This is a genomic window from Pseudomonas sp. PDM31 (genome assembly GCF_019218965.1).
Taxonomy (GTDB): domain Bacteria; phylum Pseudomonadota; class Gammaproteobacteria; order Pseudomonadales; family Pseudomonadaceae; genus Aquipseudomonas.
The window spans coordinates 15106-34930 of record NZ_JAHUWS010000012.1; the positions used below are offsets into that span (position 1 = coordinate 15106).

Annotated in this window: 19 protein-coding genes; 11 read left to right on the forward strand and 8 right to left on the reverse strand. The window is 60.1% G+C overall.

Annotated elements, in window-relative coordinates; all coding sequences use genetic code 11:
* Positions 1 to 3 precede the first annotated feature (3 nt).
* On the forward strand, positions 4 to 891 hold the full coding sequence (gene mmsB / locus KW839_RS21835; RefSeq protein ID WP_218425463.1) for a 3-hydroxyisobutyrate dehydrogenase: 888 nt from the start codon (positions 4 to 6) through the stop codon (positions 889 to 891).
* A gap of 170 nt (positions 892 to 1061) precedes the next feature.
* On the opposite strand, the gene KW839_RS21840 is transcribed toward mmsB, so the two are convergent.
* The gene (locus tag KW839_RS21840) at positions 1062 to 1406 is read right to left on the reverse strand and encodes a cupin domain-containing protein (RefSeq protein ID WP_060541953.1); all 345 of its coding nucleotides are present in this window, start codon (positions 1404 to 1406) and stop codon (positions 1062 to 1064) included.
* A gap of 275 nt (positions 1407 to 1681) precedes the next feature.
* Between KW839_RS21840 and kynB the strand changes: the two genes are divergently transcribed.
* Both kynB and kynA read left to right on the forward strand, forming a co-directional pair.
* The gene (gene kynB / locus KW839_RS21845; RefSeq protein WP_060541954.1) at positions 1682 to 2347 is read left to right on the forward strand and encodes an arylformamidase; all 666 of its coding nucleotides are present in this window, start codon (positions 1682 to 1684) and stop codon (positions 2345 to 2347) included.
* Positions 2344 to 3198 (forward strand): tryptophan 2,3-dioxygenase, encoded by an 855-nt coding sequence (gene kynA / locus KW839_RS21850; RefSeq protein ID WP_218425464.1) that lies wholly within the window; start codon positions 2344 to 2346, stop codon positions 3196 to 3198. Before kynB ends, kynA begins: the two co-directional genes overlap by 4 nt.
* A gap of 219 nt (positions 3199 to 3417) precedes the next feature.
* Here the strand turns inward: kynA and KW839_RS21855 are convergent, their stop codons facing one another.
* The 4 genes from KW839_RS21855 to antA are packed head-to-tail and all read right to left on the reverse strand — an operon-like array spanning position 3418 to position 7785.
* On the reverse strand, positions 3418 to 4821 hold the full coding sequence (locus KW839_RS21855) for an amino acid permease (protein WP_060541141.1): 1404 nt from the start codon (positions 4819 to 4821) through the stop codon (positions 3418 to 3420).
* A 43-nt stretch (positions 4822 to 4864) separates the two neighbouring features.
* Positions 4865 to 5884: an anthranilate 1,2-dioxygenase electron transfer component AntC gene (gene antC / locus KW839_RS21860; protein ID WP_218425465.1), complete on the reverse strand. Its 1020-nt coding sequence runs from the start codon at positions 5882 to 5884 to the stop codon at positions 4865 to 4867.
* A gap of 18 nt (positions 5885 to 5902) precedes the next feature.
* On the reverse strand, positions 5903 to 6394 hold the full coding sequence (gene antB, locus KW839_RS21865) for an anthranilate 1,2-dioxygenase small subunit (RefSeq protein ID WP_060541143.1): 492 nt from the start codon (positions 6392 to 6394) through the stop codon (positions 5903 to 5905).
* A complete protein-coding gene (gene antA, locus KW839_RS21870; RefSeq protein WP_218425466.1) occupies positions 6394 to 7785 on the reverse strand; it encodes an anthranilate 1,2-dioxygenase large subunit in 1392 nt (463 codons plus the stop codon). Before antA ends, antB begins: the two co-directional genes overlap by 1 nt.
* A 378-nt stretch (positions 7786 to 8163) precedes the next feature.
* Between antA and KW839_RS21875 the strand changes: the two genes are divergently transcribed.
* Positions 8164 to 9177: a helix-turn-helix domain-containing protein gene (locus KW839_RS21875; RefSeq protein ID WP_060541145.1), complete on the forward strand. Its 1014-nt coding sequence runs from the start codon at positions 8164 to 8166 to the stop codon at positions 9175 to 9177.
* Between the two features lie 120 nt (positions 9178 to 9297).
* Here the strand turns inward: KW839_RS21875 and KW839_RS21880 are convergent, their stop codons facing one another.
* Entirely contained in the window at positions 9298 to 9771 is a 474-nt protein-coding gene (locus tag KW839_RS21880; RefSeq protein ID WP_060541146.1) for an Lrp/AsnC family transcriptional regulator, read from the reverse strand.
* Positions 9772 to 9945: 174 nt separating this feature from the next.
* Here KW839_RS21880 and kynU point away from each other — a divergent pair, with 174 nt between their 5' ends.
* From kynU to KW839_RS21895, 3 genes are all read left to right on the forward strand, one after another.
* Positions 9946 to 11196, forward strand: coding sequence for a kynureninase (kynU, locus tag KW839_RS21885; protein ID WP_218425467.1), 1251 nt, complete (start codon positions 9946 to 9948; stop codon positions 11194 to 11196).
* A 104-nt stretch (positions 11197 to 11300) separates the two neighbouring features.
* The gene (locus KW839_RS21890) at positions 11301 to 12614 is read left to right on the forward strand and encodes an OprD family porin (protein ID WP_218425468.1); all 1314 of its coding nucleotides are present in this window, start codon (positions 11301 to 11303) and stop codon (positions 12612 to 12614) included.
* Positions 12615 to 12699: 85 nt separating this feature from the next.
* Complete coding sequence (locus KW839_RS21895; RefSeq protein ID WP_218425469.1) at positions 12700 to 14139, forward strand: amino acid permease; 1440 nt, start codon at positions 12700 to 12702, stop codon at positions 14137 to 14139.
* On the opposite strand, the gene KW839_RS21900 is transcribed toward KW839_RS21895, so the two are convergent.
* Positions 14080 to 14964, reverse strand: coding sequence for a LysR substrate-binding domain-containing protein (locus KW839_RS21900; protein ID WP_218425470.1), 885 nt, complete (start codon positions 14962 to 14964; stop codon positions 14080 to 14082). The two genes, KW839_RS21895 and KW839_RS21900, sit on opposite strands and share 60 nt — an antisense overlap.
* A 217-nt stretch (positions 14965 to 15181) precedes the next feature.
* Here KW839_RS21900 and KW839_RS21905 point away from each other — a divergent pair, with 217 nt between their 5' ends.
* Positions 15182 to 15946: a sulfite exporter TauE/SafE family protein gene (locus KW839_RS21905; RefSeq protein WP_218425471.1), complete on the forward strand. Its 765-nt coding sequence runs from the start codon at positions 15182 to 15184 to the stop codon at positions 15944 to 15946.
* On the opposite strand, the gene KW839_RS21910 is transcribed toward KW839_RS21905, so the two are convergent.
* Positions 15936 to 16250, reverse strand: a complete 315-nt coding sequence (locus KW839_RS21910) for a putative quinol monooxygenase (RefSeq protein WP_218425472.1) — start codon at positions 16248 to 16250, stop codon at positions 15936 to 15938. The genes KW839_RS21905 and KW839_RS21910 overlap by 11 nt on opposite strands.
* A 161-nt stretch (positions 16251 to 16411) precedes the next feature.
* Here KW839_RS21910 and KW839_RS21915 point away from each other — a divergent pair, with 161 nt between their 5' ends.
* The 3 genes from KW839_RS21915 to KW839_RS21925 all read left to right on the forward strand — a co-directional run bounded on the left by KW839_RS21915 (position 16412) and on the right by KW839_RS21925 (position 19793).
* Positions 16412 to 17002, forward strand: coding sequence for an NAD(P)H-dependent oxidoreductase (locus KW839_RS21915; protein WP_060541153.1), 591 nt, complete (start codon positions 16412 to 16414; stop codon positions 17000 to 17002).
* A gap of 220 nt (positions 17003 to 17222) precedes the next feature.
* Positions 17223 to 18140, forward strand: a complete 918-nt coding sequence (locus KW839_RS21920; protein ID WP_218425473.1) for a LysR family transcriptional regulator — start codon at positions 17223 to 17225, stop codon at positions 18138 to 18140.
* Positions 18141 to 18347: 207 nt separating this feature from the next.
* A complete protein-coding gene (locus tag KW839_RS21925) occupies positions 18348 to 19793 on the forward strand; it encodes a SulP family inorganic anion transporter (protein WP_218425474.1) in 1446 nt (481 codons plus the stop codon).
* Positions 19794 to 19825: the final 32 nt, after the last annotated feature.

The following is a 19825-nucleotide window of genomic DNA, read 5'->3' on the forward strand; positions in this document are numbered from 1 at the left end:
GACATGAAAATCGCATTTATCGGTCTCGGCAACATGGGCGCGCCGATGGCGCGCAACCTGATTAAGGCCGGTCATTCGTTGAATCTGGTCGACCTGAACAAAACCGTGCTGGCGGAACTTGAGCAACTGGGTGGCCGCATCAGCGCATCGGCCCGGGAAGCGGCCGAGGGCGCGGAACTGGTGATCACCATGTTGCCCGCTGCCGTGCATGTGCGCAGCGTCTGGCTCGGCGAAGACGGCGTACTGGCCGGTATTGGCAAAGGCGTACCGGCGGTTGATTGCAGCACCATCGATCCGCAGACTGCCCGTGATGTGGCGGCTGCGGCTGCCAAACAGGGCGTGGCCATGGCCGATGCGCCGGTCTCCGGTGGCACTGGCGGTGCAGCTGCCGGCACCCTGACCTTCATGGTCGGCGCCACCGCAGAACTGTTCGCCACCCTGCAACCGGTACTGGTGCAGATGGGCCGCAACATCGTGCACTGCGGCGAAGTCGGCACCGGGCAAATCGCCAAGATCTGCAACAACCTGCTGCTGGGTATTTCCATGGTCGGCGTCAGCGAAGCCATGGCATTGGGTGATGCGCTGGGCATCGACACCAAGGTGCTGGCCGGGATCATCAACAGCTCCACCGGACGTTGCTGGAGTTCCGAGATGTACAACCCGTGGCCGGGCATCGTCGAAACGGCACCAGCCTCGCGCGGCTACACCGGCGGCTTCGGTGCCGAACTGATGCTCAAAGACCTGGGGCTGGCCACCGAAGCGGCACGCCAGGCGCACCAGCCGGTGGTACTCGGCGCGGTGGCTCAGCAGTTGTATCAGGCGATGAGTTTGCGTGGGGAAGGGGGGGATGACTTCTCGGCGATCATCAACAGCTATCGCAAACCGCAATAATCGCGCGGAAAACCTGTGGGAGCGAGCCTGCTCGCGATAGCGGTAGGTCAGTCACCGTTGATGTTGAATGTGCTGGCCTCATCGCGAGCAGGCTCGCTCCCGCAGGGGGGTAGCATGTACCCACAGATATTTACCGGGAAATCACATGAAGTGATCTCCCGGTTTTTTTGTCAGGCAAACACGAAATACTTACGCACGGTTTCCACCACTTCCCAAGTGCCTTTCATCCCAGGTTCAACGACGAAAATATCGCCGGCGCGCAGATGAATCGGCGCCATCCCTTGCGGGGTGATGATGCAGTAGCCTTCCTGGAAATGGCAGTACTCCCACTTCACGTATTCCACGTACCACTTGCCCGGCGTGCAAATCCAGGTGCCCATGATCTTGCTGCCGTCTTCGCTGGTGTAGGCGTTGAGGTTGACGGTGTGCGGGTCGCCTTCGAGTCTTTCCCACTTGCAGGCGTCGAGAACGGGCAGCGGGTGGGTGTCGCGAAGAACGGTGATGGGTGCGGACATGATGACTCCGGGCGTCAGGGAGAACCGAAGTTGCACCCTATAGGGCCTGTGGCGGCATCAGTTGTCTGTATTCGACATCGGGGTATCCAGAAACGCAGCCGCCATCACTCGCTCGATGCCGGGTACCGGCTGTGGCCTCATTGAAATTTCCACTCGATAAACCGCCGGTATCTGGCAGTTCGTGCGAAAGCTCCGGGCTTTTCCGAGCGTTTTTGCAAGAACATGCACAGGTATCGCTCGTATCATTCACATCGGAAAAGGCCGAGAGCTGTGCAATGAAAAAAACAATGTCGTGGTGGGACATCAGCCCGCCCTTGAGTACCGCAACACCCACCTGGCCGGGAGATACACCGTTTCAGGAAGAACGCGTCTGGACGCTGGGGCCTGAATGCCCGGTGAATGTCGGGCGCATCACGCTGTCGCCGCACACTGGCGCCCATGTCGACGCACCGTTGCACTACAGCGCAGACGGCGCGGCCATTGGCGAAGTGTCGCTCGATGTCTATATCGGGCCTTGCCGGGTGCTGCATTGCCTGGACAGCGATGGGCTGGTGCAACCCGGGCAACTGCAAGGTCGCTTGGCCAACCTGCCCGAACGCGTGCTGCTACGTACCTATCAACAGGCGCCGCTGACCGCCTGGGACCCCGAATTCACAGCGGTCGGCAAAGACACCGTCGACCTGCTCGCCAGTCTCGGCGTGCGCCTGATCGGTATCGACACGCCGTCGCTGGACCCGCAGCAATCCAAGACCATGGATGCGCACAACGCCGTGGCGCGGCACGGCATGGCCATTCTCGAAGGCATCGTGCTCGATGACGTCCCGGAAGGGGACTACGAGTTGATCGCGCTGCCGCTGCGCTTTGCCAACCTCGACGCCAGCCCGGTCAGGGCTATCTTGCGTCCACTGAATTCATCGCCACATGAGGAGCCTGCTCAATGAGCCAATGTCCGTATTCGCCTGGCAATCAAACAGCGGAGTGGCATAACGCCGAGCTGAATTTTGCCGACTCCATGAGCTACGGCGACTATCTGGACCTGGGGCGTATTCTCAGTGCCCAGCACCCGTTGTCGCCGGACCACAACGAGATGCTGTTCATCATCCAGCACCAGACCTCCGAACTGTGGATGAAGCTGATGCTGCACGAGCTCAAGGCCGCCCGCGAACACGTTCGGCTGGGTGAGTTGGCGCCGGCGTTCAAGATGCTGGCGCGGGTTTCGCGGATCTTCGACCAGCTGGTGCATGCGTGGACGGTGCTGGCCACCATGACGCCCACCGAGTATCACTCGATCAGGCCTTTCCTGGGGCAATCGTCGGGCTTCCAGTCGTTCCAGTACCGGGAAATCGAGTTCATCCTCGGCAACAAGAGCGCTACGCTGTTGCGCCCCCACGCCCATCGGCCGGAGCTGTTGCAGGAACTGGAAAAAGCCATCGCCACCCCTTCGCTGTATGACGAAGCCATACGCTTGATGGCCAACGCCGGACTGGCGATCGACTCGCAGCGTTTCGAGCGTGATCCGAGCGCCCCGACGCAGCATGACGCCTCGGTCGAGGCGGCCTGGCGCGTGGTCTACAAGGATCCGACGCGTTATTGGGATCTCTACCAACTGGCCGAGAAGTTCATCGATCTCGAAGACTCGTTCCGCCAGTGGCGCTTCCGCCACGTCACCACGGTCGAGCGGATCATCGGCTTCCAGCCTGGCACTGGCGGCACTGAAGGGGTGGGTTATCTGCGCAAGATGCTCGATACCGTACTGTTCCCGGAACTCTGGCGAGTGCGTTCGACCCTTTGATCTGACAGGGAAACACAGAAACAAGAATGCCGATCCCTTGAGACCGTTTATATCCCTGTAGGAGCGAGCATGCTCGCGATGGAGGCCAACGATAACGCGGGAAACCTGACACCCCGCGGCGCTCTCAGGTTCATCGCGAGCATGCTCGCTCCTACAGGGCAAGCGCATGAAAAAGCCCCGGTATTCCATGAATGCCGGGGCTTTTTGTTGCGCGTTGGATTATTCAGCGACGGGCAAGCCGCGATCGCGCGCCACACGTATCCGGTAGAACAGGTAGATGATCACCACCCACACCGGGATGGCGATGACCGAGGCGCGAATGCCCGGAATCATCCACATCACGCAGATGATCATGGCCATGAACGCCAGGCACAGGTAGTTGCTGTAGGGAAACCAGAACGACTTGAAGCCCGGAACGATGCCTTGCTGGCCCATGCTTTTGCGAAACTTCAGGTGGGTCAGGCTGATCAGCGTCCAGTTGATCATCAACGAGGCGACCACCAGGGCGAACAACAACTCCAGCGCTTCATGGGGCGCCAGGTAGTTGACCAGCACCGACAGCATGGTGATCAGCGCCGAGATGCCCAGCGCCCGCAGTGGCACGCCCTGTTTGTTCAGTTTCATCAGCGACTTTGGTGCGTCGCCCTGTTCGGCCAGGCCGTAGAGCATGCGGCTGTTGCAGTAGACGCCGCTGTTGTAGACCGAAAGCGCCGCGGTGAGCACCACGAAGTTGAGGATGTGCGCGGCGGTGTCGCTGCCGATCAGCGAGAAGATCTGTACGAACGGGCTGCCACCGTAGGCATCGCCGGACGCGCCGAGGGTCTGCAGCAGTTGATCCCAGGGGTACAGCGACAGCAGCACGGTGAGTGCGCCGACGTAGAAGATCAACACGCGATACACCACCTGGTTGATCGCCTTGGGAATCACCTTCCTCGGTTCGCTGGCCTCTGCGGCCGTGATGCCGACCAGTTCCAGGCCGCCGAAGGAGAACATGATGAACGCCATCGACATCAGCAAACCGGTAGTACCGTTGGGGAAGAACCCGCCGTGGCTCCACAGGTTGCTGATCGACGCCTGCGGCCCGCCGGTGCCGCTGAACAGCATGTAGCAGCCCAGGACGATCATGCCGATGATTGCCACGACCTTGATGATCGCGAACCAGAACTCCATCTCGCCGAAGACTTTGACGTTCATCGTGTTGATCAGATTGACCAGCACGAAGAACACCGCGGCGCTGACCCAGGTCGGGATCTCGGGCCACCAGAACTGCACGTACTTGCCCACGGCCGTCAGCTCGGCCATGCCCACCAGCACGTACAGCACCCAGTAATTCCAGCCGGAGAGGAAGCCGGCATAACCGCTCCAGTACTTGTGGGCGAAGTGACTGAAGGAACCGGCCACCGGCTCTTCGACAATCATCTCGCCCAACTGGCGCATGATCAGGAAGGCGATGAACCCGGCAATCGCATAACCGAGGATCATCGACGGCCCGGCCGACTTGAGTACGCCCGCAGAGCCGAGGAACAGCCCGGTGCCAATCGCCCCGCCCAGGGCGATCAGTTGAATATGCCGATTCTTCAACCCCCGCTTGAGCGTTCCCTGTTGCAAGATTTCATCCGCCATCTCGATCCCTTCTGGTTATTGTTGTCAGGCCTGATTTGAAAGATCAGATATTACTCTCGGTGAACTTTTCGTAATACAGGTGAACGCTGTCCAGTGCCTGGGTCTGCAACCAGTCCTTGATCGACTCGACCATCGGCGGTGGCCCGCAGACGTACATGTCGACCGGCGCGTCGCGCAATTCGCTGAGGTCGAAATGCTCGGCAATGTAGCCGCGCTTGCCCTTCCACTGCGGCGAAGGGTCGCTGACCACTTCGGTGTAGCGAAACCCCGGAAGGCGTTCGGCGTAGGCCTCGATGCGTGCGCGTTCGCACAGGTCGGCAGCGTCGCGCACGCCGTAGTACAGGTGCACCGGCTGCGCGCAAGCGCGTTCGGCGAGGTCGTCGAGCATGCCCAGCAGTGCCGACAGTCCGGTTCCGCCCGCCACCAGGATCAGCGGTTTGGCCACATGCCGCAGATAGAAGGCACCCAGAGGGGCCTCCAGCATGATTTCGTCGCCCACCTGACAGCGTTCACGGATGTAGTTGCTCATGACGCCGTCGGGCAACAGGCGAATCAGAAATTGCAGTTGATTGTGTTCACTCGGCCGATTGGCAAACGAATAGGAACGCTTGCTGTCGGTCCCGGGAATCGACAAACGGGCGTACTGCCCCGGCAGAAAATCCAGCGGGGTGGTCGTACCGAGGTCCAGGTGCAGGATCGCGGTGCTGGCAGAAATCTGCCTGACGTCGGTCACCTTCGCGCTCAGTTGTGCCGGACCCGAGGCGTTGCACAGGCTGGAAGCGAAGTCGAAATAGAACGCCGCATCGGATTTGACCCGGGTCTGGCAGGTGAGCATCTTGCGCTGCTGCAGGTCCAGGCTCGAGAGCGCCTCCTCGTCGACGTAATCCTGGCTGTAGTCACCCGATTCACAGCGCCCCTGACAGGTGCCGCAGACGCCTTCGCGGCAATCCAGGGGAATGTTGATGCCGTTGCGCAGGGCGGCGTCGAGCAGGATTTCGTTGGGTTGTACGGGAAAGAACAGGGTTTTTCCGTCGGCAAAGCTGAACGCTACTTTATGATTCATGCCTCGGTCTCCTGGGGCTCAGAGGTGGTAGAAGTCGAGTACCGAGTTGATGGTGTCGTTAAGCAGCAGCACATGCTTGCGGCTGATCAGCCAGCTGTCGGCGTGAGGCTTGAGCCGGTAGGTCGCGCGGCCATAGAACTGCTCGGAGGTAGCCAGGCGATAGAACAACGTGTGCCAGTTCAGGCGCACCTCCAGTTCACCGCCCTCGAGTTCGCTGATCCGCACGTTGTTGATCAAATGCAGGGTGCGCGGCATCGGCGTCGAGGACGCGGACTTGCCGGTGCGCAGGCGGAACACGCGATCTTCCAGGCCGGAACGGTTGGGGTAGTAGATCAGCGACATTTCGCGTTTGGGGTCGCGGGTGTAGACGTGTTCCGAGTCCCATTGCGGCAGGTGGAATTCACTCTGCTCGTCGAACAGCTTGATGTAGGCGTCCCAGTCCTGGGCGTCGCACAATTCGGATTTGCGGTAGAAAAACTGTTCGATCTGGTACTGCAATTGCGCATTCATCATTGCACCTCACGGAGTTTCAGGGATTTCGCGTCCAGGCCGTCGAGCAGGAATTTCTGCCAGTTGCCGTGCTGGTTGACGTAAAGCCCTTCGTGGGTGAATTCGGTGCCGGTCATGGCCGGGGCAATGCCGATCGCCTTGCTGTTGGGCGTGGCGCCGGTGGCCCATTGATGATTGCCACGGGAAATGTCGCTCCAGCGCTCCAGGCGCGCCTGGAAACCGCGCTGGGCTTCACGGAATTCCACCAGGTCGTCCGGAGTGCCCAGGCCCGACACGTTGAAGAAATCCTCGAACTGGCGAATGCGGTTTTCGCGGTCGGCGTCCGACTCGTTTTTAACCCCGATGCACTGGCTGATGATCTCGGTCTTGTTCCAGGCCACCGGGCGAATGATGCGCAGTTGCGAGCTGATCTGGTCGAGGAAAAACAGGCTCGGATAGATGTTCAGGTTGCGCAGGCGATGCATCATCCATTCGGCCTTTTCCTGGCCGTGTTCTTCGACCAGTCGCGGCATGATGGTGGCATAGCCCGAGCGTACCGTCGGGTTCGGCATGTCACTGAACAACACACTGTGTCCGTTGTTGAAGGCGAACCAGCCGTCATCGGTATTGGCATCGCCGGCACCGAGCTTGCTGTAGTCCAGGGTACTGCCGTTGCCGGTGCCGTTCTCGCTGTTGACCTGCTGGCGATGCTGCACCGTGGCCACATAGTTGTAGTGCACGGTGCTGACGTGATAGCCGTCGAGACCGTTTTCGTTCTGCAGTTTCCAGTTGCCATCGTAGGTGTAGGCCGACTTGCCGGGCAGCACTTCCAGCTCACCGGTGGGCGATTGGGCGACCATCATGTCGAAGAACACCTTGGCGTCGCCGAGGAAGTCTTCCAGGCTGTTGTCGGCGTGCACATCGAGGCTGATGAACACGAAACCCTTATAGCTCTGGATGCGGGCTTTTTTCAGGCCGCGTGTCGCCTTGTCGAAGCCTTCCGGATATTCGCCAGGCGCCTTGACCTTCACCAGGCGCCCGTCGCTCTTGTAGCACCATGCATGGAACGGGCAGGTGAATGTCGACTGGTTGCCCTTGCCGACGCGGGTCAGGGTTGTGCCCCGATGCTGGCAGGCGTTGATCAGTGCGTTGAGCTGACCCTCGCCGTCGCGGGTGATGATCATCGGCTGACGGCCGGCGCGCATGGTGACAAAGTCGTGGTTATTGGCCAGCTCGCTTTCATGGCAGGCGTAGATCCAGTTCTTCTCGAAGATCAGTTCCATCTCCAGGTCGAACAACTGCGGCTCGGTGAACATGTCACGGGCAATGCGGAACACACCATCTACCGGACGGAAGTCCAGGCAGCCTTCAATAAACGCTTTCCACTGCTCGACGTTTTTTTCGCCACTCATGGGGGTGTACCTGTTTTTGTATTGGGGCTAATCGGTGTGCGCATTAGAGGGAGTGGGGCGGGTGGGGGTCTATCCGGTTTGTCGGCGAAGGCAGTCCGTATAATTTGTGGGGTAACACGCGCGGGGTATCAAGCTGTGCAGCGACTACCCAAACCGCGCATCAAACGATGAACGGCTGCCCCTGTTTGCAACAATGAGGTACTGTTTCGCACAACCTCGAGTGCCTGTTGGGGGGCGTTCATCGGCTGTTTTATCCGCATAGTCGAGGATTGCTATCCACTTGGTTGGCGCCGGGGTTTCATGGCTTGGAACTTGCCTTCTCCACGCCTGAGACGCGCCGTCAGAGCGCGCTGAAAAATAGCCTGTGGGTGCACCGTGATGAACAGCAAAACCGATCCGCAGTGTCGCGACATTCGTGTCGACAGCGATGATCTTGAGGCCGCGAGAAACTGGATGTCCGGTATTTGCGGGCCGCATCGACTCGTGAGCACGACGCCCGAGCGGATCCGCTTCCATCACAGCGCCAACATGTTCAAGTCGATGGCCACGACCTTGGGCACCATCGAGTACGGCACCGATGTCACCATCGATATCGAAGACGCCGAGCACTTCAGCAGTTACAGCCTGAGCTTGCCCCTGGTGGGCGAGCAGGAGTTGAGCAAGAACGGCAGTGTGCTGAGATCTGACCGCGACCAAGGCGTGATTATTTCCCCGAATGAAAACCAGCTGCTGGCGATCTCCGGCGACTGCCGCAAGGTCCAGGTGGTGATCACCCGCGTCGCCATGAGCGAGTCCCTGCAAGGCCTGCTGCAGCGGCCGCTGGACGCGCCGCTGCGCTTCGAGCCGGTGATGGATGCGGTCGATGGTGCGTCGGCCTCGTGGTGGCGTATGGCGCGTTATTTCATCACCGAGCTGGAACGCAGCAGCGAGCTGTACGAGCAAGTGGCGTTCACCCGGGATATTGAGAGCTCGCTCATCAAAGGCCTGATCCTCGCTCAGCCGAATAATTATTCAGAGGAGTTGCGGGAGGTGCTGGGCGTGAAGTTGCCCCATTACCTGATCCGGGCTCGGCAATACATTCACGACAATGCTCGCGAGGCTTTGCATCTGGAGGACATCGAGCTCGCTGCCGGGGTTTCGCGCTTCAAGCTGTTCGAGGCGTTCAAGAAGTACTTCGCTCTGTCGCCAATGGTCTACCTGAAAAAATACCGCTTGAACGGCGTGCGCCAGGAGATCCTCGAGCACGGCTCGGTGCGCAATATTTCCGAAATCGCCATGGGCTGGGGCTTCACCCATCTGGGGCGTTTTTCCGCCGAGTACCGCAAGCTGTTCGACGAATCCCCAAGTATGACCTTGCAGCGCAATGAAGCCCGGCGCATGCGGGGCTTCTGAGCGAACCCTGTGGGAGCGGGCTTGCTCGCGAATGCGCAGGTCCAGTGAACATTGGTGTCAACTGACACTCCCTCTTCGCGAGCAAGCCCGCTCCCACAGGTTTGGCAGTGCGTTGCTCCCTTACTTGCGCACCACCAGGTCCAGCAACTCGTCGCGCTCCTTGATTTTCTGCAGGACTATTTCCGAGCGGATATCAGTGACCCCCGCCGTGCGGTTCAAGTGATTGACGATGAAATCGGAGAAGTGTTTGAGGTTGCGCGCCTGGACCCGCAACACATAGTTGCTCGCGCCCGTAATCACGTACGCGGTGACCACTTCCGGCCACGACTGGACCTTCTTGATAAAGGTCTCGTGCCAGTCCTCGATGTCCTGTCGCAATGACACATGGACGATGGCTTCCAGCTCGATTCCCAGCCGCTCGGCATTCAGCACGGCGCGATAGCCACAGATGATTCCCTCGCTTTCCAGCAGGCGCAATCGGCGTAGACAGGCCGACGGCGACAGGGCGACTTTCTCTGCCAGTTCCTGGTTGCTGATACGGCCATCCTGTTGCAGTTGATGGAGGATTCGCAGGTCTGTCGAGTCGAGATTCATGGCTGGTGTAAATCCGCGTTTATAGGAGTTGTATTCGAATTTTATGCGAAACAACTACCCTATGGCCGCTTACTTTGCACGAAAATTCTGCAAGTCATCGTTCATTATCTCTCCACGGAAAAGGGCCGGAAACGCCCGTAAAAACGCTACGACCTTCAAAGAACAGGACACCCGATGACAACAAGAAACGATTGCCTGGAGCTTGATGCCCAGGACACTCTCGCGCCGCTACGCCAGCAGTTTGCGCTACCCGACGGTGTGATTTATCTCGATGGCAATTCGCTGGGCGCACGCCCCGTCGCGGCGTTGGCGCGTGCTCAGGAGGTGATCGCCCAGGAGTGGGGCAATGGCCTGATCCGCAGCTGGAACAGTGCCGGTTGGCGCGATCTTTCCGAGCGTCTGGGTAACCGATTGGCCGGGCTTATTGGTGCCCGCGACGGCGAAGTGGTGGTGACCGATACCACCTCGATCAACCTGTTCAAAGTGCTCAGCGCTGCGTTGCGCGTGCAGGCCACACGTTCGCCAACTCGACGGGTGATCGTGACCGAAGCCAGTAACTTCCCCACAGACCTGTACATCGCCGAAGGTCTGGCCGACATGCTGCAGCAGGGCTACACATTGCGCCTGGTCGACAGCCCGCAAGAGTTGCCGCAAGCGATTGACCAGGACACGGCGGTGGTGATGCTCACCCACGTCAATTACAAGACGGGCTACATGCACGACATGCAGGCCCTCACGGCTCTGACCCACGAGTGTGGGGCGCTGGCCATCTGGGACCTGGCGCATTCCGCTGGCGCGGTGCCTGTCGACCTGCATCAGGCGGGCGCCGACTACGCCATCGGCTGCACCTACAAGTACCTCAATGGCGGTCCGGGTTCCCAGGCGTTTGTCTGGGTGTCGCCAAAATTGTGCGATCTGGTGCCGCAGCCGCTGTCGGGCTGGTTCGGCCATTCGCGGCAGTTTGCAATGGAGTCTCGCTACGAGCCGAGCAGCGGCATTGCCCGTTATCTGTGCGGCACCCAGCCGATTACCTCATTGGCAATGGTCGAGTGCGGGCTGGACGTGTTCGCCCAGACTGACATGGCCAGCCTGCGCCGCAAATCCCTGGCCTTGACCGACCTGTTTATCGAGTTGGTAGAACAGCGTTGCGCAGCTCACGAATTGAAGCTGATCACTCCGCGCGAGCACGCCAAGCGTGGCAGCCACGTCAGCTTCGAACACCCTGAAGGTTATGCGGTGATCCAGGCCCTGATCGAGCGGGGTGTGATTGGTGACTACCGCGAGCCGCGGATCATGCGTTTCGGCTTTACCCCGCTATACACGACCTTCACCGAGGTTTGGGATGCGGTGCAGATCCTTGGCGAGATTCTCGATGAGAAAACCTGGGCGCAAACGCGATTCCAGGTCCGCCACAGCGTCACCTGATACTTGCGATGTCGACGTCCGGCTGCCGTTTTTTGCGCGCAGCAGGGCTTCGGCCGCCGTCCAACAAGAGTTCTGTGCAATCACAATAATAAGGAGCACGCAGAATGAGACTCTCCCTCTGGCCCGCCTTGCCGTTGGCCATCAGCAGTTGCCTCGGGCAAATGGCCTATGCCGACGCAGGCAACGGCTTCGTCGAAGACAGCAGCCTGACCCTGACCAACCGTAACTTCTATTTTTATCGCAACAACCTCAACAACCTTGGCGGGCAGAATTATCGGGATGAATGGGCTCACGGGATCATGCTCGATTACCGCTCCGGGTACACCCAGGGAACCGTAGGGTTCGGGGTCGATGCCTACGCGCAATTGGGCATCAAGCTCGACAGTGGCAAGGGACGCACGGGCACGGGCTTGCTGCCCGTCGATTCCGATGGTAACCCCGAGGACGAGTATTCCGAAGCGGGTGGCGCGGTGAAGGCGCGGATATCCCGGACCGAACTCAAGTACGGCAACCTGACCCCACTCAACCCTGTGTTCGGTACTGGTAATGCACGACTGTTCACCAGCGTGGCCACCGGTTTTCAGCTGACCAGCAATGAACTCAAGGCCTTGCATCTGGACATCGGTCATTTCACCGCCGGCAACGACAGCAATTCGACCAACGCCGATGGCGCACTCAAAGCGCTGTACGCTGGCGTGGAAACCCGCAGCGTCGATTATCTGGGCGGCAGTTACGCCCTGAACGATCAACTGAGCGTCAGCCTGTACGGTTCGCAGTTCACCGATATCTGGCGGCAGTACTACGCCAACAGCAATTACACCTTTATCCTCAGCGAAGGCCAGTCGCTGAACCTGGATTTCAATATTTACCGCACCCTCGACGATGGCCAGCGCCATGCCGGCAAGATCGACAACACCACCTGGTCGCTGGCCGGCGCGTACAAGTTCGGCGCCCATCGATTGACCCTGGCGTATCAACAGGTCGATGGCAATGAACCGTTCGATTACCTGGGTTTCGACCAGCAGCCGGGCACGTCGATTTTCCTCGCCAACTCGGTTCAGGTGCTCGACTTCAACGCCCCCAACGAACGCTCATGGCAACTGCGTTATGACCTGGACATGGCGCCGTTCGGCGTGCCGGGCCTGAGCTTCATGTCGCGCTACGTCAGCGGTGACCATATCGACGACAGCCATTACGACGGCGGTCCCAACGGCGCCTATGGGCGCTACGGCGATGACGGCAAGCGCTGGGAACGTGACATCGAAGCGCGCTACGTCGTGCAGTCGGGCAAGGCCAGGGACCTCTCGGTGCGGGTACGCCAGGCCAGTGTGCGTTCGACCGCCCAAGTGGCCCGGGCTGATACCACGGACAACAACGAAGTGCGCGTCATCATCGAGTATCCACTGAGTATTTTCTGATCCGTGTGCTGCTGTGCGTGGCTGATCCCCACCGTAAAAACCAAGACGTGCTCTTCAAGAAAGACAATATTCAGAGGACATAAAAATGACCGATAACGCCGGTTTTGAAACGATATCCAACCGTGAACAGGGTCTGCGGCGTCAGCTGACGTCCGGGCAGATGAGCATGATCGCCATTGGCGGTGCGATTGGCACCGGACTGTTCATGGGCAGTGCCTACGCGATTGGCTATGCCGGGCCGAGCGTGCTGCTCAGCTACGCCATCGGCGCGATCATCACCTTGCTGCTGATGGGTTGCCTGGCGGAAATGACCGTGGCCCATTCGACCTCCGGTTCGTTCGGTGCCTACGCCGAATTTTATGTCAGCCCCCTGGCCGGGTTCCTGGTGCGTTATGCCTATTGGGCAGCGATCGTGCTGGCGGTCGGTACGGAAGTGACGGCGGTGGCGATGTACATGAAGTACTGGTTTGCCAACGTGCCGGAGTGGGTGTGGATCATCTCGTTCTCCAGTGTGCTGATTGTGCTCAATGCCATCAGTGTGAAGACGTTTGGCACTTTCGAATACTGGTTCTCGACCATCAAGATCGGCGCGATTGCCGGCTTCATCATTCTCGCGGTGTATGTGGTGTTCGGTTCCGGCAACCCGGAATATGGTGTGCACAACTACACCAGTCACGGCGGCTTTTTTCCCAATGGCCTGCAAGGCATGTGGATCGCGGTCATCGTGTCGATCTTCAGCTACCTGAGCGTGGAGATGATCGCGGTGGCCGCCGGTGAGGCGCAGGACCCGGAACAAGCGGTGAAGAAAGCCTTTCGCGCGACCATCGTGCGGCTGGTGGTGTTCTACCTGTTGACCCTGGCCCTGATGCTGGCGATCGTGCCGTGGGTGCAGGCCGGTCACGCGCAGAGCCCTTTTGTCACCGTCATGCAGGCCATCGGCATTCCCGGCGCCACCGGGGTGATGAATTTCGTGATCCTGATCGCCGCGCTGTCGGCGATGAACAGCCAGTTGTACATCACCACGCGCATGATGTTCAGCCTGTCCCGTGGCGGTTACGCACCCAAGTCCATGGGCAAGTTGAGCAAGACCGGGATTCCGCTCAATGCCCTGTTGTTGTCGAGCTCGGGCATTGCCCTGGCGACGTTGCTCAACATCCTGTACCCGGAAAGTTCGTTCACCCTGATGATGGCGATCTCCATGTTCGGCGCCATCTTCACCTGGTTCATGATCTTCCTGACCCACTACTGTTTCCGCCGTTATCACCAGCGCCACGGCGAACGTAAACTGTCGTTCCGCATGCGCCTGTTTCCTTACACGACATTGCTGGGGTTGGTGCTGATGGGTGCGGTGATGATCACCACCTACTTCACCGAGGCCTTCAAGATGACCCTGGTGTTCGGCGTGCCGTTCCTGGTTCTGCTGACGGTGGTCTATGGTCTGTTTTTCAGAAAGCCAAAGCCGGCCTCACTCAGTGCGCAAGGCTTCGAGCAGCGCTCTGGCATAGCCGGGCAGACCAGTGAATGAACGGGCGCACAGCAGTAATTTTCGCTGTGCCCAGTCCTCCTTCAACGGGAAGCTTTTGAGCGGTTGATCCAGTACCCGGCGCTGGATCGCCGCCCGCGGCACGATGGCCAGCCCGGCACCGCGAGCGACCATGCGAATCACCCCGTCGAAGCCTTCCGCACGGATGCGGATCTGCATGCGCATACCTGCGTGCAACGCCTGTTCTTCGAGGTACACCGCCAGTGCGCTATTGGCGGCCAGTCCCACGTAATCGTGCTGCAAGGTATCGCTGAAACCCGGCGGTTTGCCGGCGGCCAGGGGATGCCCGGGCGGCATGATCAGCACCAGCGGATCGTCGCGAAAGGGCAAGGTCTGGAGGCTCTGGGCGTCCACCGCATCGGAGACGATACCGAGGTCTGCTGCACCCTGGCGCAAGGCGTGGGTGATGCGCGTGCTGGGCAATTCCTGCAGGTCGATGTCGAGGTTGGGGTGCTCGCGCAGGAAATCGCCGAGCAATTCCGGCAGGTATTCGGTGATCGCCGTAGTGTTGCACAGCAACCGTACCTGGCCTTTGACGCCTTTTGCATATTCGGCGAGGTCCTGCTGCATGTTTTCGGCTTGTTGCAGCAGGCCCCGGGCGTGCTGTGCCAGGGCTTTGCCGGCAGGCGTCGGCGTTACCCCGCGACGGCCGCGTTGCAGGAAATCAGTGCCAAGTGACGCTTCCATCGCGCGGATTCGCGCACTCGCCGCTGCCAGTGATAGATGACTGCGCGCGGCGCCGGCGGTGATGTTGCCGGTGTCGAGGATGTGCAGGTAGAGGCGCAGGTCGGTCAGGTCGAAGTGCATTGGTACAGCCTCAAGAGGTGTGTTGTCTGCACGGACGCCTTCGCGAGCAAGCCCGCTCCCACAGTGGATCTGTGAACGACACAAATCCCATGTGGGAGCGGGCTTGCTCGCGAAGGGGCCAGCAGCAACACCAAATATGCAAGCCTCTGTATAAACAAGAGGCAGCCTAAGTATATGGCAGATTTTCAATCAATCCCCGCGGGCTCACCATAGCCCCATGAATACACTCTCGGCGTTTTATCAGAATCTCGGATTGGCCCTTTCGCTGTTGGTTATCGGCACCTTTGTACTGGCCGGCATGATCAAGGGCGTGATCGGTCTCGGCCTGCCGACCATCGCCATGGGGCTGCTCGGTCTGGCTATGGCTCCATCGCAGGCTGCCGCCTTGTTGATCATTCCGGCGACCCTGACCAACGTCTGGCAACTGGCCTTCGGCGGGCATCTGCGCGGGCTGGTCAAGCGACTGTGGCCGATGCTGCTGGCGATTTTCATTGGCACGGGGGCGGGGACACTTTGGATCGGCATGGCGGGCGGGCACTGGGTGGTGCGGGGATTGGGGGCAGCGCTGCTGCTCTATGCGCTGAGCGGTTTGTTCCTGCCGACCCTGCGTGTCGACGCTCGCCATGAGCGCTGGCTCGGGCCTGTGTGCGGTGTGGTGACGGGCGTCATCACCTCGGCCACCGGCGTGTTCGTGATTCCGGCGGTGCCCTATCTGCAAGCACTGGGGTTGAGCAAGGACGAACTGGTGCAGGCGCTGGGCCTGTCGTTCACCGTCTCGACACTCGCCCTGGCCGCCGGGCTGTTATGGCGTGGCGCCCTCGGTGGCGGCGAGTTGAGTGCGTCGCTGCTGGCGCTGATTCCGGCGGTGCTCGGGATGTGGCTGGGGCAATGGCTGCGCCAGCGGATCAGCGCCGTGCTGTTCAAACGGGTGTTCTTCATTGGCCTGGGCTTGCTCGGCGGCCATTTGTTGATCAGCGGCTAGCGGACGACGGGCTGATCATCTCGATGGCACGAATGTCGAAATCCCGTTCCAGGTATTGATCACGCTGTTCGAGGAACTGCTTCATGTGCGGCAGGTTGGAGTGCACATCCAGGTGCGCCTGGGATTGCCAGATCTCATAGAAGATAAACAGCGTCGGGTCCTGCTTGTCGCGCAGCATGTGGTACTCAATGCAACCGGGCTCGGCGCGGCTCGCTTCCACGTGTCCGCTGAAAAACGCTTCGAAGGCGTCGGATTTTTCCGGGCGGGTCTTGGCGTGCAGGATGAAGCCTTGGATTTCACTCATCAAAATGTCCTCAACGTCTGAATTGGAGGCGATTGTATTGCAACAATCGCCGGTCGATTCGTGCGTTTTGGTCAAATGATATTTGCTCGTCCCTGCCTTATTCCGCGCGAGTCGGATCGATACTCTGCCGCCATCGAATTCCAGACCTTGTGAGACCTTCCATGAAAAAAGTCCTGTTGCTCAATGGTGGCAAGAAATTCGCCCATTCCGATGGTCGCTACAACGCTACCCTGCATGAAGCCGCGCTGAGCGTGCTGGACCGCGGTGGTATGGACGTTAAAACCACCTTTATCGACGAGGGTTACGACGTCGCCGAAGAAGTGGCCAAATTCCTCTGGGCCGACGTGATCATTTATCAGATGCCGGGCTGGTGGATGGGCGCGCCGTGGACCGTGAAGAAGTATGTGGACGAAGTCTTCACCGAAGGCCATGGCAGCCTGTATGCCAGCGATGGCCGCACCCGTTCCGACGCATCGCAGAAGTACGGCAGCGGCGGCTTGATCCAGGGCAAGCAGTACATGCTGTCGTTGACCTGGAACGCACCGCAGCAAGCCTTCGACGATCCGACCGACTTCTTCGAAGCCAAGGGCGTGGACGCGGTGTACTTCCCGTTCCACAAGGCCAACGAGTTCCTTGGCATGAGCGGTTTGCCGACGTTCCTGTGTGTCGATGTGATGAAACGCCCGAACATCGAAGCGGATGTGGCGCGGTATGAGCAGCATTTGACCGAGGTGTTTGGCCTGTCCGCCTAAGCGTTTCAGGCTACTATCGACTTCTATTGCTCCTGTCGCATGGGGCGTTTTGTGGCGAGGGGGCTTGTCGGACCGCCGCACCGCCCCGTTCGGCGGTGAAGCCGTCGTAGATTCGGTGAACGCGGTTCATATGAAACACCGCTTTTAACGGTTTTGGGTCCGCTTCGCGCACCAACGGGGGCAAGCCCCCTCGCCACAGGGCTATCGATAAGGGACACACGTGAAAGCCAGATCCGATGAGTTGCAGATATTCGTCTGCGTGATTGAATGCGGGTCGATTTCTGCGGCGGCCGAGCAGGTCGGGCAAACGCCTTCGGCGATCAGCCGCACGCTGTCGCGGCTGGAAGCCAAGCTCGAAACCACGTTGATCAACCGCACCACGCGGCGCATGGACCTGACCGAGGAGGGCAGGTATTTCTTCGAACACGCCAAGCTGATTCTCGATCAGATGGATGAACTCGAAGAACGCCTGTCCTCCCGCCAGCAAACACCGTCCGGCCGTCTGCGGATCAACGCCGCTTCCCCCTTCATGCTGCATGCCATCGTGCCCTACATCGATGAGTTCCGCAGGCTCTACCCGGACATCCAGCTCGAACTCAACAGCAACGACCTGATTATCGATCTGCTGGAACAGAGCACCGACATCGCCATCCGTATCGGCACCCTGACCGACTCCACCCTGCATGCCCGCTCCCTGGGGTGCAGCCCGCTGCATATCGTTGCCAGCCCGGCTTACCTGAAGGCCCACGGTACGCCGACTGCCGTGGCCGATCTTGCCAACCATACGCTGCTCGGGTTCACTCAGAACGAAGGCCTCAACCAATGGCCCCTGCGTTATGTTCATGGTGACCGCTGGCCGATCCAGGCTTCGATCAGCGCCTCCAGCGGCGAGACCATTCGCCATCTGGCGCTGGAAGGCCAGGGCATCGCCAGTCTGTCGCACTACATGACCATTGGAGACATTCGTGCCGGGCGTCTGAAAGTGCTGCTGGGCGGGTTCAACAGTGGTTATCGCCAGCCAATCAACGCGGTGTACTACCGCAACTCGCAACTGGCCCTGCGCATTCAGTGCTTCCTGGACTTTATCCAGGGCAAGTTGGCGGAATATGCCAACGCCGATTTCCAGGGCGTGCTTTGAGTTCGCTTTAGACCGCGTCATTGTTCATCGCGAGCAGGCTCGCTCCCACAATTGATCATCGCAGGCCACATATTTTGTGTACGACGAAAACCCACTGTGGGCTTGCTCGCGATGGCATTTGTGCAGGCGCTTGAACTGGCCGGGCCATCCGCAATTCCGTAACATCCGCACAATCTTTTCTCGCTACTCCTGCGTGCGGTTCCCCACATGAAAGCAAAACGTCTACGCGCCGATGTACTGGCCGGACTCACCACTTCGTTCGCCCTGCTGCCCGAATGCATCGCGTTTGCCCTGGTGGCTCACCTCAATCCGCTGATGGGGCTCTACGGCGCATTCATCATTTGCACCCTCACCGCGCTGTTCGGCGGGCGGCCGGGCATGATTTCCGGGGCGGCCGGGTCGATGGCGGTGGTGATCGTCGCGCTGGTGGTGCAGCACGGCGTGCAATATTTGCTGGCCACGGTGTTGCTGGGCGGCTTGATCATGATGGCGTTCGGGCTGCTCAAGCTTGGCAAACTGGTGCGCATGGTCCCGCATCCGGTGATGCTCGGCTTCGTCAACGGCCTGGCGATCATCATTGCGCTGGCGCAACTGGAACACTTCAAGAGCGGTGAAGCCTGGTTGAGCGGCACGCCGTTGTACATGATGATCGGCCTGGTCGCGGTGACCATGGCTGTTGTCTACGTGCTGCCGCGCCTGACCCGCAGCGTTCCGCCGGCACTGGTGGCGATTCTCGGCGTCGGCCTGGCGGTTTATCTGCTCGGCCTGCCAACCCGCACCTTGGGCGATATGGCGCACATTGCCGGCGGCTTGCCGACCCTGGCCCTGCCGGACATCCCGTGGAACCTGGAAACCCTGCGCATCGTCGCGCCGTACGCGATTCTGATGGCGCTGGTCGGCCTGCTGGAAACCCTGCTGACCCTGAACCTCACCGACGAAATCACCGAGAGCCGGGGCTACCCGGATCGCGAGTGCGTGGCGCTGGGGGCGGCGAACCTGGTGTCCGGGGCGTTCGGTGGCATGGGCGGTTGTGCAATGATCGGCCAGACCGTGATCAACCTCAGTTCCGGGGGGCGCGGGCGCTTGTCCGGCGTAATCGCGGGGGTGTCGATTCTGCTGTTCATCCTGTTCCTGTCGCCGCTGATCGAGCGTATCCCGTTGGCCGCGCTGGTCGGGGTGATGTTCGTGGTGTCGCAGCAGACGTTCGCCTGGGCCTCGCTGCGGGTGCTGAACAAGGTGCCGCTCAATGATGTGCTGGTGATCATCGCGGTCACGGTGGTCACGGTATTCACCGATCTGGCCACGGCGGTGCTGTGCGGCATCATCATTGCGGCGCTGAATTTTGCCTGGCAGCAGGCCCGCCAGCTCTACGCCGACAGTCATCTGGAGAGCGACGGCAGCAAGCTGTACCGGGTGCACGGCACGCTTTTCTTCGCCTCCACCACGCCGTTCCTCAATCATTTCGATCCGGCCAACGACCCGGCGCAGGTGACCCTGGATTGTCAGCACCTGAGCTTTGTCGACTATTCGGCCATCGCCGCGCTGGACACCCTTCGCGAGCGCTACACCAGGGCCGGCAAGCACCTGCGAGTGCTGCATTTGTCCGAGCGCTGCAAGAAGCTGCTCAAGCGTGCCCGGGTGCATCACGACTGAGTAACCGTATGAGGGCGACAATCACTTGCCGC